General features: G+C 57.2%; 12 protein-coding genes. 9 read left to right on the top strand and 3 right to left on the bottom strand.

Features of this window, described 5'->3' with window-relative positions:
- Window positions 1-65: 65 nt before the first annotated feature.
- The 3 genes from ung to FFR93_RS08305 all read left to right on the top strand — a co-directional run bounded on the left by ung (window position 66) and on the right by FFR93_RS08305 (window position 2,451).
- On the top strand, window positions 66-767 hold the full coding sequence (gene ung, locus FFR93_RS08295; protein ID WP_138392884.1) for a uracil-DNA glycosylase: 702 nt from the start codon (window positions 66-68) through the stop codon (window positions 765-767).
- Between the two features lie 135 nt (window positions 768-902).
- Complete coding sequence (locus FFR93_RS08300; protein ID WP_138392885.1) at window positions 903-1,835, top strand: VOC family protein; 933 nt, start codon at window positions 903-905, stop codon at window positions 1,833-1,835.
- Between the two features lie 10 nt (window positions 1,836-1,845).
- Entirely contained in the window at window positions 1,846-2,451 is a 606-nt protein-coding gene (locus FFR93_RS08305; protein ID WP_138392886.1) for an alpha/beta hydrolase, read from the top strand.
- A 169-nt stretch (window positions 2,452-2,620) separates the two neighbouring features.
- Here the strand turns inward: FFR93_RS08305 and FFR93_RS08310 are convergent, their stop codons facing one another.
- Window positions 2,621-2,863: a KTSC domain-containing protein gene (locus FFR93_RS08310; RefSeq protein WP_064711387.1), complete on the bottom strand. Its 243-nt coding sequence runs from the start codon at window positions 2,861-2,863 to the stop codon at window positions 2,621-2,623.
- A gap of 686 nt (window positions 2,864-3,549) precedes the next feature.
- Here FFR93_RS08310 and FFR93_RS08325 point away from each other — a divergent pair.
- On the top strand, window positions 3,550-4,341 hold the full coding sequence (locus FFR93_RS08325) for a metallophosphoesterase family protein (protein ID WP_064711388.1): 792 nt from the start codon (window positions 3,550-3,552) through the stop codon (window positions 4,339-4,341).
- Window positions 4,342-4,560: 219 nt separating this feature from the next.
- Here the strand turns inward: FFR93_RS08325 and FFR93_RS08330 are convergent, their stop codons facing one another.
- Together FFR93_RS08330 and FFR93_RS08335 are read right to left on the bottom strand one after the other, a co-directional pair.
- Window positions 4,561-5,880, bottom strand: a complete 1,320-nt coding sequence (locus tag FFR93_RS08330) for a UDP-glucose/GDP-mannose dehydrogenase family protein (RefSeq protein WP_138392887.1) — start codon at window positions 5,878-5,880, stop codon at window positions 4,561-4,563.
- Between the two features lie 267 nt (window positions 5,881-6,147).
- Window positions 6,148-6,747, bottom strand: coding sequence for a transglutaminase-like cysteine peptidase (locus FFR93_RS08335; RefSeq protein ID WP_138392888.1), 600 nt, complete (start codon window positions 6,745-6,747; stop codon window positions 6,148-6,150).
- Between the two features lie 302 nt (window positions 6,748-7,049).
- Here FFR93_RS08335 and FFR93_RS08340 point away from each other — a divergent pair, with 302 nt between their 5' ends.
- From FFR93_RS08340 to FFR93_RS08360, 5 genes are all read left to right on the top strand, one after another.
- Window positions 7,050-8,459, top strand: a complete 1,410-nt coding sequence (locus tag FFR93_RS08340; RefSeq protein WP_138392889.1) for an O-antigen ligase family protein — start codon at window positions 7,050-7,052, stop codon at window positions 8,457-8,459.
- 301 nt (window positions 8,460-8,760) lie between these two features.
- Window positions 8,761-9,972, top strand: a complete 1,212-nt coding sequence (locus tag FFR93_RS08345; protein WP_064705930.1) for a polysaccharide biosynthesis/export family protein — start codon at window positions 8,761-8,763, stop codon at window positions 9,970-9,972.
- A gap of 81 nt (window positions 9,973-10,053) precedes the next feature.
- Complete coding sequence (locus FFR93_RS08350; protein ID WP_138392890.1) at window positions 10,054-10,767, top strand: sugar transporter; 714 nt, start codon at window positions 10,054-10,056, stop codon at window positions 10,765-10,767.
- Between the two features lie 51 nt (window positions 10,768-10,818).
- Entirely contained in the window at window positions 10,819-13,095 is a 2,277-nt protein-coding gene (locus tag FFR93_RS08355) for a polysaccharide biosynthesis tyrosine autokinase (protein ID WP_138392891.1), read from the top strand.
- Window positions 13,095-13,799: a hypothetical protein gene (locus FFR93_RS08360; protein ID WP_064705927.1), complete on the top strand. Its 705-nt coding sequence runs from the start codon at window positions 13,095-13,097 to the stop codon at window positions 13,797-13,799. Before FFR93_RS08355 ends, FFR93_RS08360 begins: the two co-directional genes overlap by 1 nt.
- Window positions 13,800-13,866 lie beyond the last annotated feature (67 nt).

Raw genomic sequence — 13,866 nt, forward strand, 5'->3', positions numbered from 1 at the left:
TGCGACGTCAGCTTGTTTGCTGGAACCGCCTGTCGATTATTTCGTCCTATGCTGAAGGGTTTCTGATGAGCGATACATCCGTCAGTCTCGAGGAGAGCTGGAAGGCCGCGCTGGCGGGGGAGTTTTCAAGTCCCTATATGCAGCAACTCAGATCCTTCCTCGTCGCCCAGAAGCAGGTCGGCAAACGGATCTTTCCGAAGGGCAGCGAATATTTTCGCGCTCTTGATCTGACGCCGATCGCCAACGTCAAGGCCGTCATCCTCGGCCAAGATCCTTATCACGGGCTTGGGCAGGCTCACGGTCTATGCTTCAGTGTCAGGCCCGGCGTGCGCATACCGCCCTCGCTCGTCAATATCTATAAGGAGATGGAGACGGATCTCGGCATAACACCGGCACGCCACGGTTTTCTCGAACATTGGGCAAGGCAGGGCGTGCTCCTGCTGAACAGCGTGCTGACTGTCGAAGAAGGGCAGGCGGCCGCCCATCAGGGCAAGGGGTGGGAGCGCTTTACCGATGCCGTTATCCGCAAAGTCAATGATGAATGCGAATCCGTCGTCTTCATGCTTTGGGGTTCCTATGCTCAGCGCAAGGCTGCCTTTGTCGATACGGCCCGACATCTGGTGCTCAGGGCGCCGCATCCCTCGCCGCTTTCGGCCCATAACGGCTTCTTTGGCTGCAAACACTTTTCCAAGGCGAATGCTTTCCTCCAGTCCCGCGGGCGGGCGCCGATCAACTGGCAATTGCCCGCAGATCCTCATGGGGCCTGAAGTGAACATGAATTGATTTTCGTTCGCTAAAAGGAGACAATGCGTTTTGGTCTTAGGGTCTATTCCGGAGGCCAGGCCGGGCGCATTTATGATCCATCAAAAGCTCGCGAATGGCGGGCGAGAAAGGGGTCTCACATGCTCGATCAGATCAAGGGGCTGCATCACGTTACGTCGATGGCGGAGGATGCCCGCACCAACAACCAGTTTTTCACCCATGCGCTTGGCCTGCGCCGCGTCAAGAAGACCGTCAATTTCGATGCGCCCGATGTTTATCACCTCTACTATGGTGATGAGACCGGTGCACCCGGCACGATCATGACCTATTTCCCCTTCCCAAAGATGGCACAGGGCCGTCCCGGCACCGGTGAGGTCGGCACGACCGCATTTTCCGTCCCGCAAGGCTCGCTCGGCTTCTGGAGCGAGCGCTTCGCCACGCTTGGCGTCGGCGGTCTGAAGGCCGAGGAGAGCTTCGGCGAAAAGCGCCTGAACTTCTCCGGCCCGGATGGCGATGGCTTCGCACTCGTCGAGGTCGAGAATGACAGCCGCCAGCCGTGGACGCATGGCGGCATCAGCGAGGATCGTGCTATTCGCGGCTTCCACTCCGTTGCCATGCGGCTAAGGGATGAAGGCGCAACCGCCGAACTGCTGAAGTTCATGGGCTACGAAGTCGCCGAGGAAAGGGACGGAGTCAAACGCCTGATCAGGCCGGATGGCAACGGCGCCCAACTGATCGACCTGGAGACCATGCCGAACATTGCCCGCGCGCTTCCCGGCGCCGGCTCCGTCCACCATGTCGCCTTTGCGGTCGAAAACCGCGAAAAGCAGCTCGAAGTGCGCAAGGCGCTGATGGACACGGGCTATCAGGTCACACCGGTGATCGACCGAGATTATTTCTGGGCGATCTATTTCCGCACGCCAGGTGGTGTTTTGTTCGAGGTCGCAACCAATGAGCCTGGCTTCGACCGCGACGAAGACACTGCCCATCTCGGCGAAGCGCTGAAGCTGCCGCAGCAGCACGCTCATCTTCGCTCCTTGCTCGAGCAGCATCTGCAGCCGCTGGAAGCGTAGGGAGGGTGATATGATCGAAACCGGGTATGTGCATCGGCTGGGTGCCGGCGCACCTGACAAACCGATTCTGCTGGTGCTGCACGGCACCGGCGGCGATGAGAACCAGTTCTTCGATTTCGGCCGACGGCTGCTGCCCGAAGCAACGATTCTTTCACCGCGTGGCGATGTTTCCGAATATGGCGCGGCCCGGTTCTTCCGCCGCACTGGGGAAGGGGTTTACGACATGTCCGACCTTTCACGCGCGACGGAGAAGATGGCGGCTTATGTCACGGCATTGGCCGCCGAATACCAGGCTTCTCATGTTCTGGGCCTGGGCTTCTCGAACGGCGCAAATATTCTTGCCAATGTGCTGATTGAAAAGGGCATCTTCGATGCGGCGGTTTTGATGCATCCGCTCATTCCCTTTCAGCCCGAAGCTCGGTCGACGCTGGCGGGAAGAAAGGTACTGGTGACAGCCGGACAACGGGATCCCATCGCTCCGATCGCAGCCACCGAGGCCCTTTTAGCGCACCTGGAGAGTCGGGGTGCGGAGGTCAGAACGGTCTGGCATGCCGGCGGGCACGAGATCGCGCCGCTTGAGATCGATGCGGTTCGCGAGTTCCTCAGCGGTTATTGACCGTGCAAGGACAGTGGCCAAAACGTGAGCGGGACCGGTGAATACCGGTCCCGCATCGTTCTGAGACGACGATGATGTCGTCGTAGATTGACACTCAAGGGGGCTCGGAACCGCCCGCCGTTTAAGTCAGATGTCGCCGTCTTAAGACCGCCGGCAGTCGGTGCGGCAGCTAAGGGCGAGGCGGATATTTGCCCCTTATTGCTTTCATGTAAAAATTCCCCGGTGATTCCGCCATCGTCAAACCGACGACGACCCCTTTGGGAACACCTTCATATTCTCGCCTCTGACCGTTGGTCAGATAGACCCGCAGATGCCGGCTGTCTTCGTCGTAGCTGATCGCTTGGATAAGTTTCGAATCAACCGCAGTTTCCACTTTGCACCCCGCAATTTTGGATCTGAGATTCCTGATCAAGAATTGTCATTCACTCTCGCAGCGCACCATCTTTAAGCGACGTCGCAAGGTCGTCAAGCGCGATCTGCTTTAACGTTCATTTTTTCATGGCGACTCTCGCTGTAGTTGATATATACAGCTTTTTCGGAGACCTCGTCTGTGGAAAGCCGCGAGTTTCCAGTTCTTCCAAACGCGAAAATACTTGGAAATACAGCTGGTGATAGAAGGTCCGGAGCAGTAAACGCACGATTAACCGGCAATTAACCATCATGTATTAAAATACAGGCGAATATTAATCGCGATATCTTCTCTGCTATGGATGGATACCAAGCGCCGCTGCTTGCGGAAGTCGTTTGTTATCCCGAGCGGACTGCGTGATCGGGCTAGATCATGTGCCGCCGAGAGCCGACCTGCCGAGGTGAGGCCCACGCAGGAAGCTCTTGCGCTTTCAATCGGGAGCTACAAGGATGGACAATCCTGACTGCTTGATGAGTTGGACGCGCAACGTTCGGCCGCGACCGCCCAGGCGAGCCTGACGCAGGCGGTTCAGTAAATGGCGAAGGACTATGCCGTTGTGAATGTGGCAACAGGTCTCCGCTACAATCTCGACGCCGCGATCAGGCCAACTTCTTATGAACACTGAGCTTGGTGCCGTGGCAGCAATGGATGAGAATTCGATCAACCCGCCATTCGGTCGGGTCTCATAAATGGGTTATATGTTTAATTATCTAGGACCGTGGCGACAACAGATACCGATACTGGCCGGCAGCCGTAGGAAGCGCGCTCGGCTGACATTTGCCGAAAGCGAATTCGCTGCGGTCTATGCCATGAGCGATGTTCACGGATGTTACAACGAGCTCGTCGAGGTGCATCGACGCATCGTAGAGGATGCAGCGCGTATTCCGGGTCCCAAACTCATCGTCATGCTCGGCGACTACGTCGATCGTGGACCCGATTCGAGTGCGGTTCTGGAGTTCCTGAGCAAGAGTCCGCCGCCGGGATTTCAGCGTGTGGTCCTTTGCGGCAATCACGATGCGGAGTTGGTGAAGCTTTATCGCAAACCGGCGGGAATTTTCGAGTGGCTGGGTTTTGCCGGGACGGAGACGCTGCAATCATATGGCATCGATATCGAGCATCTCCTGCAGTCGGCGGCGGGAAACGAAACGATTGCCCGCGTCATTCGCAACATGATACCCGAGCGGCATATCGAGTTCCTGGAATCGCTGCCGGTCATGTTGCGGATAGGCAGGGTGGTGTTTGTGCATGCAGGTGTCAGACCCGGCATCGATCTCAAGAAACAAACAGACAGCGACCTCATGTGGATCAGGCAACCCTTCCTGGACGAGGGGCCGCAGCTTCCTGTGCTCGTGATCCACGGACATACCCCGGGGCGAATCCCGACATTCGGTCCGCAACGCATCGGCATCGACACCGCGGTTTCGGCGACGGGCCGGCTGACCGTGCTAACGATCAAGGGGACGCGGGTAGGGCTTCTTTAGAGCGCCGTGCTCCTTCCCGCACACAGTAAGGACACTTCAACACTCTGAATCTAACGCATCGGTGCCTTCCGAAAATCCATTCCGATCTTCGGGCCGATGAGCTGGGCAAGGAGAACGTGACGCCAACCAAAAACTGCTTCGGTTTCGGCGGCACGATTCAAAAAAACGCCGCGGGATTGTGCCGCGGCGTCAGAAGCTTCACGTATTTGTCAGGCTCTCTCAGGCTTCCTGGTAAAGGTTGGTGCCGATACCGGTATAGGTAAAACCGTGTTTGCGGATTTCGTCGCTGCGATAGATGTTGCGCAGATCGACGAGTACCGGAGCGCGCATCGACTGCTTCAGGCGATTGAAATCGAGTGCTCGGAACTGGTTCCATTCGGTGACGATGACGAGGGCATCGGCGTCGGCAGCGGCTTCGTAGGGGCCGTTCGCATATTCGATGTTCTCGATGACCTTGCGGGCATTATCCATACCCTCGGGATCATAGCCGACGACCTGGGCGCCGGCGTCCTGCAGCGTCTGGATGATGGCGATGGCCGGGCTGTCGCGCATGTCGTCGGTGTTCGGCTTGAAGGTCAGTCCGAGGATGGCGATCTTCTTGCCGCGAATGTCTCCGCCGACGGCCGAAATGACCTTGCGTCCCATCGCTCGCTTACGGTTGTCGTTGATCGAGATCGTCGTCTCGATGAGACGGATCGGGGCGTCGTGATCCTGCGCGGTCTTGGCAAGGGCAAGGGTGTCCTTGGGGAAGCACGAGCCGCCGTAACCGGGGCCTGCATGCAGGAACTTTGAACCGATACGGCCATCGAGGCCGATGCCGCGCGAGACATCCTGGACGTTTGCGTCGACCCGCTCGCAGAGATCGGCGATCTCATTGATGAAGGTGATCTTCATCGCAAGAAATGCGTTAGCGGCATATTTGATCAGTTCGGAGGTGCGGCGGGTCGTGAAAACCAAGGGTGCCTGATTGAGGTAAAGCGGGCGATAGACTTCGGTCATGGTTTCGCGCGCCCGATCGTCGTTCAGCCCGACGACGATACGGTCAGGGCGCTTGAAGTCTTCGATCGCCGCACCTTCACGGAGGAATTCCGGGTTGGAAACGACGGCGATATCCGCTGCAGGATTGGTTTCCCGCATGATGCGCTCAACCTCATCGCCGGTGCCGACCGGCACCGTCGATTTGGTGACGATGACCGTGAAGCCTTCCACATAAGTGGCAATCTCGCGCGCAGCCGCATAGACGTAGGAGAGGTCGGCATGGCCGTCGCCGCGCCGGGACGGCGTGCCGACAGCAATGAACACGACGTCGGCGCCACGCACGCTTTCGCCGACATCCGTCGAAAACGACAGGCGGCCGGTGCTGGTGTTTTCGGCAACCAGCTGATCGAGACCCGGCTCGTAGATCGGAATGCGGCCTTCGCGAAGGGCCTCGATCTTGCTCAGATCCTTGTCGACGCAGATGACGTCGTGGCCGAAATCCGCAAAGCAAACGCCTGAAACGAGGCCTACATAGCCTGATCCAATCATCGTGATGCGCATATTTCCCTCAAATCATTAGAGTAGAACGTCATGCTGCGTCGCAGCATGAGGTTCGTCATACTGAATCTGGGCCAAAAGACAATATCGAAGATCGCTTGATACCCACATCGGAAGTCGTACTCGAGGTGCCTCTGCTCGTTGCCGGCTACCCCGCGACAGCAAAAACATAGGTTTGTGTGGGCGATATGACAAGTCGAGCCGTTCGTTATAGCCGGCTCGACTTCAATTCCGTAACGGGAGGAATTGTCCTGTGGACTGCCTTGGCTGCTACAGCCGATACCAGACGTAGGGGTCTGTTCCCGATTGAATCTTGTCCCATCGCAGGTCGGTATCGTGCCAGTTCTTGATGCTGCTTTGCCTGTTGTCGAGCACAAGGTCGCCCATGTCGGTTCTGACCACTAGCACTGCATGTCCTTCCCCGGAAGGCGTAAACGCTGTCGCAATCCGCAGGGCGCGCGACGACCAGCCCATCGCTATCAGTCGACTGCGTTTGGTCAACGCAAAATCTTCGCAGTCGCCGCTGCGCACATTCACCCTCCAGACGTCGCCGTTCAATTCGTTGCGGGGATCGTTCCGGCCGACCATCGTCCGGTTGACGGAGCTGTTTACATTTTTCAGCTGCAGCATCTCCTTGTCCGTCAGCGTGATGACAGCCAATCCATTGTTGTCGCGGCATTCGGCTGGGTTCTGGGCGCAGAACAGCACCTGGGCGAAGGGCGGAATGATCTTGCCTTTTTCAGAGATATAGCTGACCGCCGAATTGTCGTTCAGGCCGCGGGCAAGACCTGTGGGGCCGGCGGCAAATGCCGAGCAGGCATTGCCAGCCGTAAAAGCAAGCGCCAGAAGTGTAACAAACGTTTTCTTCATCTCTTAAATCCCCGTCAGGGCAACCGATTGAGATCAGGCTTGCCTTTTCGCGCAGTCAATGGCATGGCGATTTAGTGATCTGCCAAGTATAAGGCACAGAACGTCTATCCCGTTTCTGCTGCATGAGGAGCATAATCGGGTCTTGTCTCGATTGGCTTAAGCCGTTCGAGACAATTTTAAACGATGTGGAATTCTGTTGCACTTTAACACGCTAGCGCTTGATATGCAACTTATGTTAGTACGAGTATATTAACCGTAACGGTTGTAATCCCCTCGGTGCCGCTGCTGGTAAGCGAAGTCAAATGCTATCCAACCTCATCAACAGGCAGGTCTTGCGGGAGGCGATTCTCGTTGCCTTTATCGGCCTGGTTATATTGACACTCGTTCCTTTTGGGAGCGTCACGCCCTTTCCCTTCGCTTTCGCCGCAATCGGAATGTTTGCTCTCGCCATCCTTGCGGGATTGCTGTTCGCGCTGCCAAAACACGGGAGGTGGGTGTTCAACATCGCCTTGTCTTTACTCGTCGTGCTGACGAGCTGGACGTTTATCCAGACAATCGAATTGCCGGCCAACTGGCTGGCGAACCCCGCTTGGCGCGCTGCGCGCGATCTGGCGGGCGTCCAACATGCAGTGATCTCCGTCGAGCCGGCCGATACGCTTGCCTCGATCCTCTGGGTGGCTCTTCCTTTCGTGACGTTTCTGACCGGCCTGATCTTGTGCGATACCGATCAACGCGCACGGAAATTGCTTACCGGTCTGGGACTTGCTGCAGGGGGCGTCGCCGTTTTCGGCCTGCTGCAATTCTCCATGTTTCCCGACGTCCTGATCGTCGTCGAAAAACACGCCTATCTCGACAGCCTGACCGCCGTCTTCGTCAACCGCAATACCGCTGCGACCTTCCTCGGACTAGGAACGTTGCTCATGCTGACGCTGGTGAGGGACATCGCCCGTTCCTATTCAGCCCACCCGCCTGGCGAGCCCGGCCGAAACCTTCTGCTCTTGAGAACATGGATCTGCATTCTGCTCCTGTGCGCATGTTTCACCGCCTTGATGCTGAGCCGATCACGCGCCGGCATATTCGCGACTTTTGTTGCTGCTCTCATCTATTTTCCATGGCTTGTCATCAATTGGAACAGCTCAAGGCGATACATAACACCGGTGCCGAGATGGCGCTCGGTGTTGAAGCTTCTTTCCGCGGTCATCTTCATCGTTCTTTTGCTAAGCATGTTTGCAGGACGAGCGATTTTGCGTGCACAGGAGCGGCGGCTCGAGGATGACGATCGTTTCTGTATTCTGCCGGGCATATGGCGTGCCATTTCGGATCACTGGTTAACGGGAACTGGCCTGGGAACCTTTCGCACGGTGTTTTCGGCCTACCGCGATCCAGCCTGCGGCATCTTCGGGATTTTTGACCGCGCACATAATTTCTATCTCGAAGGATTTCTGGGGCTGGGGGTAACGTTTCCGGTTGCGACGCTCGTTACTTTCGCGGTGCTTGCGAGGGTTTTCTGGCGTGGGCTCTCCGAGAGGCGGCGCCTCAGGTACTATGTTCTACTCGGCATAGCGGGAACGGTCCTGGTCGCCCTTCATGCGGCGGTCGACTTTTCGCTTCAAATCCCTGGCTTCGCGGTATTTTTCTCCGCCTTTCTGAGCGCCGTCGTGGCGATCAGCCTCGGCCGCAGTCATGGCAAAAATGAACGCCAATATGGGTGACCGACCAGCGCATAATAGTTTAAATAAATGGAATTATGAAGGTTTTCCGAAAATGCCGACAGATTGAGGGCTGCGGGTTGACTCTTAAATGCAAGAGATTTTATAGCGGACGCAGCCTTTAGATTATTGCCGGCGTCAGAGAGCCGGGCCGAGGCCGTTCGTTTGTTGAAGGGCTTGGCGTTGCCAAGCTGCCACAGTTAGAGAATGATAAACGGCTTTTGGTAATTAATGATCAGGGATTGTCTTGTAATTTGTCCGATTGCGGAGCAGTAGCTTCAAGGGCGTCAACACGGGTTATTCTATGGGTTGTTTTCCTGTTGGTAGTACACGCGTCGCCATTGTTGTAGCGCTAACGAGTATATTGGCAAGCTGCACGTCCTTGCCAAGGTCCGGCCCAGATCACAAAGATGTTGATCGAGGGGCGGCGGTGAAGGTAACAACGAAGGAGCGTCGCGTCGGTATCGACTACGCCCTGATTGATCTCAGCAAGAACGTCCTGCCCTATTTCTCATCTCCGCAGCCCACCTCCTTCAAGGGTTTTGGTGGTGGTCGCGGCGGTGCGCCTGAAATTCCGCTTGGTTATGGCGATGTCGTCGAGGTTGCGATCTTTGAAGCGCAGTCCGGCGGCCTCTTCATTCCCTCCGACGCCGGTAGCCGACCTGGCAATTATATCTCTCTGCCGGCGCAGACCATCGACAGAAACGGAACGATCACGATCCCCTACGCGGGTCGCGTTCCGGCTGCCGGTCGCCTGAAGGAGACCGTTGAGCAGGATGTGGAGGACCGTCTGGCCAGCCGCGCAATCGAGCCTCAGGTGGTGATCACAACGACCACCAACCGCTCGAGTCAGGTAGCCGTGCTTGGGGACGTCAACAATCCTCAGCGCGTTCAGGTCAGCCCGGCCGGTGAGCGCATTCTCGACGTCATTTCCGCCGCGGGTGGTTTGACGACCAATAACATCGAAACGAATGTGACGCTGCAGCGCCGCGGCAGGACGGCAACCGTCGCTTATAATACGCTGCTGAAGAACCCCGCTGAGAATATCTATGTCGCGCCGGATGATACGATCTCCGTCGATCATGAGCGCCGCACCTTTCTCGCGCTCGGCGCAGCTGGCGTCAGCGGCCGGTTTGATTTCGAAGAGTCGGACCTGAGCCTCGGGGAGGCGATCGCCAAGGCCGGCGGCCTGCGTGACGATCGGGCGGATCCGTCTCAGGTCCTGCTCTACCGTCTTGTCCCGAAGAAGACGGTTGCGGCAATGCATGTGGATACGACGAGGTTCGCTGGCGATACGGTTCCTGTGATTGTCCGCGCCAATCTTCGTGACCCGGCAACCCTGTTTGCTGCTCAGCAATTCAAGATGGAAGACAAGGATATTATCTATATTTCCAATTCGGACTCTATTGAATTGGTCAAGTTCCTTGACATCGTAAACTCGGTATCGTCCACTGTGGCCGGCGTGACGGACGACGCACGCGATACACGCAGTGCGGTGCGAGAGCTCGGGCGTTAATGGGGAATAGCCGGTGCCGCTCATAAGCGATCGGTGCCGGGGCCTGTTTTTCGATAGTGGATTTGATGAAGGAAGCCACTTATGGCAAGGTTTAATGTTCATCGTAAACTTGCATATGGCGGAATTGCCGCGGCAATGTTTGTCGGCATGGCTTCGAGCGCTTTCGCGGCTGCTTGCCTGGGGGCTGCAAATCTCACAACCATTGACGTCAGCGGATTTACCGCCAATCCCGCCGCCTTGCTCGACATGTCCGATCCGCTGGTTTTGTCATCGCGCGTTCGAGCGCTGGTGGCGAGCAGCAACGATGCCCTGTTGCCGGTGATCGACCAGGCTAAGAGCGCCAGTGCCGCGCAGATGGCCGCGATCGGATCGGGTCTTGGGCGAGCCGCAAACAGTTGCCAGGTGTCGGATCCGCAGTTCAAACTGGCGATCGAAAAAGCGGTTGCCGAAGCGGCCAGCGCCGATCCCAACCTTGCGCCGCTGCTGACAGCCTTCGCAAAAGTTCTCGCAGAAGGCGGGACCGCCGCGCTTGGCCCCAGCACAGGTGCGCCTGCCGCGGCATCTGGTATCGGCAATACTGGCTCAATCGGGCCGACAGGCCCGGGGTCGGATGACGGTACGCCGTTTGATGGCAGCGCCACGACTGCGGGCACGCTGAGAGTTTCGGATGCGAGCGAGGAGGAGGACAGCTCGTCCAGGAGTTCGACGACGATAGTCATCAGCACGGGAGGAGCGGGACAGTCGTCATCTGATACGACGGAGTCGACGAGTCAGAGCGTCCCCGTCACACAATAGCTGGAATTGCCTGTAGATCTTAGCGCTTGACGCCTTTGTTGGAGATCGAAATTGCTGTCGCCAGATAAACTTACGCCGCGTATCGACCCTTCCCGCGATACGGGAAACGAAGCTGATTTCATCGATTTCGACAAGCTTATCGCAATTGTCCGTCGGCAGTGGCGGATCGTTGCGGTATGCGCTTTCGTCTTTGCCATTCTTGGTGTCGTTTATGTCCTGACTGCGGTACCGGTCTATACAGCGGAGACCAAAGTGCTGATCGACCGCAGCGACAATCAGATGATTAACCAGCTCGCGGCGTTCGGCCAGCTAGACGATGACGAAGGCACGGTCCTCAGTCAGGTCGAGCTGCTGAAGTCCGATACGATCGCCTATGCGGTCGTCGACAAGTTGAAACTTGTGGACGATCCGGTGTTCACGGCACAGAAAAACTCACTCTTTTCTGTGGCAACGCTGAAATCTCTGCTGAATTTTCGCTCCTGGTTCGCCGATGACGTGGCAGTTGCTCCAGATCCGGAAATGAAGCGGCGATGGGCCGCGGAAACCGTCGCCGGCAACATCGATGTCGAGCGTGTCGGCAAATCCTACGTTCTCGACGTCACTTATACCTCGCAGTCGCCCGACCTGGCGCGTGTAATCGCCGCCGCTATTGCCGATGTTTATCTGGTTGATAAACTGAATTCGAAGTATGAGGCGACACGCCGCGCCGGCGAGTGGCTGCAGGAGCGTATCGAAGAGCTGCGGCAACAGGCCTTGGATACCGATCTCGCAGTGCAGAAATTCCGCAGCGAGCATGGCCTTGTCGAGGCAGGGTCGGGCACCTTGCTTAGTGAGCAGCAGCTTTCCGAGCTGAACACCCAGTTAATCAAGGCTCAGGCCGAAACGGCGCAGGCCGAGGCGAAATATACCCGCATCAAATCGATTATCGACGCCAGACAGACCGATGCGATCGTGACCGATGTACTCGACAGCTCGATTTCAAACGATCTTCGCAAGAAATATCTGGAAGCTTCGAAGCTCGAGGCCGAAATCGAAGCGCGGCTTGGCCCGGACCACGTTCAGGCAGTTCGGCTTCGTGCGGAAATGGCCGAATACGAAAGGCTCATGTTCGATGAACTTAATCGCATCGCCGAAAGCTATCAGAGCGAGCTAACAGTTGCGCAATCCCGCGAAAAATCGCTGCGCGACAGCGTTGATAAGGCAACGGGTGTGGCCGCAACGGCGGGCGAGACGCAGGGACAGCTCCGCGAACTTGAGCGGACACGGGATACCTACAAGAATCTCTATCAGAGCTTCCTGGCGCGCTATCAAGAAGCGATCCAGCAGCAGAGCTTCCCGATAACTGCCGCACGTATCATCACGACCGCGGAGACGCCGACGAAGCCGAGCGCTCCAAAAAGAAGCCTCGTTATCGCTTTCGCCATGTTCCTGGGGTGCGCGTTCGGTAGCGGCATTGGAGCTTTCCGTGAATTCCGCGATCGCTTCTTCCGCACTGGTGACGATGTCAGGGATATGCTCGATGTCGAATCTCTTGGCGTCATGCCGCTGATTGAGAACAATGTCGAGGATCCGACGCTTGTCGATCCAGGGAACCCGCGAAGCATCGCCAGGGGCGGAAAGACAACGACTTATGTCGAGGAGCATCCGCTGTCGGCATTCGCCGAGACGCTGCGTAGCGCGAAAATTGCGATCGATATCAGTGCGTCCGATCAGCGCTGCAAGGTCATCGGTATGGTGTCGAGCTTGCCTGGTGAAGGTAAGTCGACGACAGCCATCAACTTTGCCAAGCTTCTGGCCATGCAAGGTGCACGGTGCCTGCTCATCGACGGCGATATGCGGAATCCAGGAGCGACGCGCGCCATCGGCCGTCACGCGGAAGCCGGCTTGCTTGAAGCGATTGTCGACAATCGTCCGCTGAAGGATCTCATTCTCCTCGACCCCAGGACCAAGCTGGCATTCTTGCCAACCGTGGCACGATATCGCGTTCCGCATTCGTCGGAGCTGCTCGCATCGCGCGGTATGGATCAGCTTCTGGAAATCGCGCGTCAAAGTTTCGATTACATTATCGTTGACTTGCCTCCTCTGGCTCCGGTGGTGGATGCGCGCGCCATTAATCCGAAGCTCGACGCCGTCGTGTTCGTGATCGAGTGGGGCAAGACTTCGCGGAAGGTGGTGCAGTCAACACTGTTGTCTGAGCCGGATCTGTATTCCAAGTGCGTTGGTGCCATATTGACCAAGGTCGATCCGGCGCAGATGAAGCTTTACCGGACGTTCGGTTCCAGCGAATATTATTACAAGCGGTATTCGCGATATTATACTGAAAGCTGATGCTTGGCGCTCGGTATGTTTCGCCCACGAGGATCACTTTCCTTATCGTCGCTGTAATCTTTACGATGCTGGCCGGCCGAGAGCTCTATGCTTCGATAAGGACGGCCAGCATTTCTATTGTCGCCGAAAGGATGGAGCGCGGCCAAACTGTCCCGAACGACGTCGCAGCGAGATATGCGGCTCGCACGATTGAGGTGGTTGACGGACGCTATTGCCGATCCGACATTGTCGCCGCCGGTGTTACGCTTGTTCTGGCGCAGCTCGATCGACAGAACGTCAATATCAACTACGATGCCTGGGTTGCCGCGGCGTCGGATGCCCGCCGGTATCTCCAGCACGCGCTCTCGTGCATGCCTACAAACAGCAATTTCTGGCTTCGTCTCGCCGCCGTTCAGTCGGCAATTGCGGAGGAGCCGCTTCAGGTCGCAGGCATGATGAAACGTTCGGTCGCTCTCGCGCCCTACGACGAGTCGATCATCCTGACCCGATTTTATTTCTGGAACGATTTCACCCATGCAACGCTTTCGGCGGCGAGCAGCGCAGTCGACAGCGATCTTACGACAATGCTGAAACGCGGCGACCGCTGCAGGGTCAATGCCACCATAAAAGCGGTGAGTCCGCAGCTGCGCCCAGTCCTCGATCGGGTCTGGGCAAGTGTCGGGGAAGGCGCCACGGCGCGGCTTCGGCAGCGCTGCAGCGGGTGATTACAGCCGTTCGCAGTATTTCGATTTCCGGCGAGCTAAGAATGTTCGACCTTGTTGTCCGCGAAAT

This window comes from Rhizobium sp. MHM7A (assembly GCF_005862215.1).
Lineage (GTDB): Bacteria > Pseudomonadota > Alphaproteobacteria > Rhizobiales > Rhizobiaceae > Rhizobium > Rhizobium bangladeshense.

Bases quoted from the DNA above. Each gene is read 5' to 3' on its own strand.
- ung (WP_138392884.1), top strand. From the start codon at position 66: ATGAGCGATACATCCGTCAGTCTCGAGGAGAGCTGGAAGGCCGCGCTG.
- FFR93_RS08300 (WP_138392885.1), top strand. From the start codon at position 903: ATGCTCGATCAGATCAAGGGGCTGCATCACGTTACGTCGATGGCGGAG.
- FFR93_RS08305 (WP_138392886.1), top strand. From the start codon at position 1,846: ATGATCGAAACCGGGTATGTGCATCGGCTGGGTGCCGGCGCACCTGAC.
- FFR93_RS08325 (WP_064711388.1), top strand. From the start codon at position 3,550: ATGGGTTATATGTTTAATTATCTAGGACCGTGGCGACAACAGATACCG.
- FFR93_RS08330 (WP_138392887.1), bottom strand. From the start codon at position 5,880: ATGCGCATCACGATGATTGGATCAGGCTATGTAGGCCTCGTTTCAGGC.
- FFR93_RS08335 (WP_138392888.1), bottom strand. From the start codon at position 6,747: ATGAAGAAAACGTTTGTTACACTTCTGGCGCTTGCTTTTACGGCTGGC.
- FFR93_RS08340 (WP_138392889.1), top strand. From the start codon at position 7,050: ATGCTATCCAACCTCATCAACAGGCAGGTCTTGCGGGAGGCGATTCTC.
- FFR93_RS08345 (WP_064705930.1), top strand. From the start codon at position 8,761: ATGGGTTGTTTTCCTGTTGGTAGTACACGCGTCGCCATTGTTGTAGCG.
- FFR93_RS08350 (WP_138392890.1), top strand. From the start codon at position 10,054: ATGGCAAGGTTTAATGTTCATCGTAAACTTGCATATGGCGGAATTGCC.
- FFR93_RS08360 (WP_064705927.1), top strand. From the start codon at position 13,095: ATGCTTGGCGCTCGGTATGTTTCGCCCACGAGGATCACTTTCCTTATC.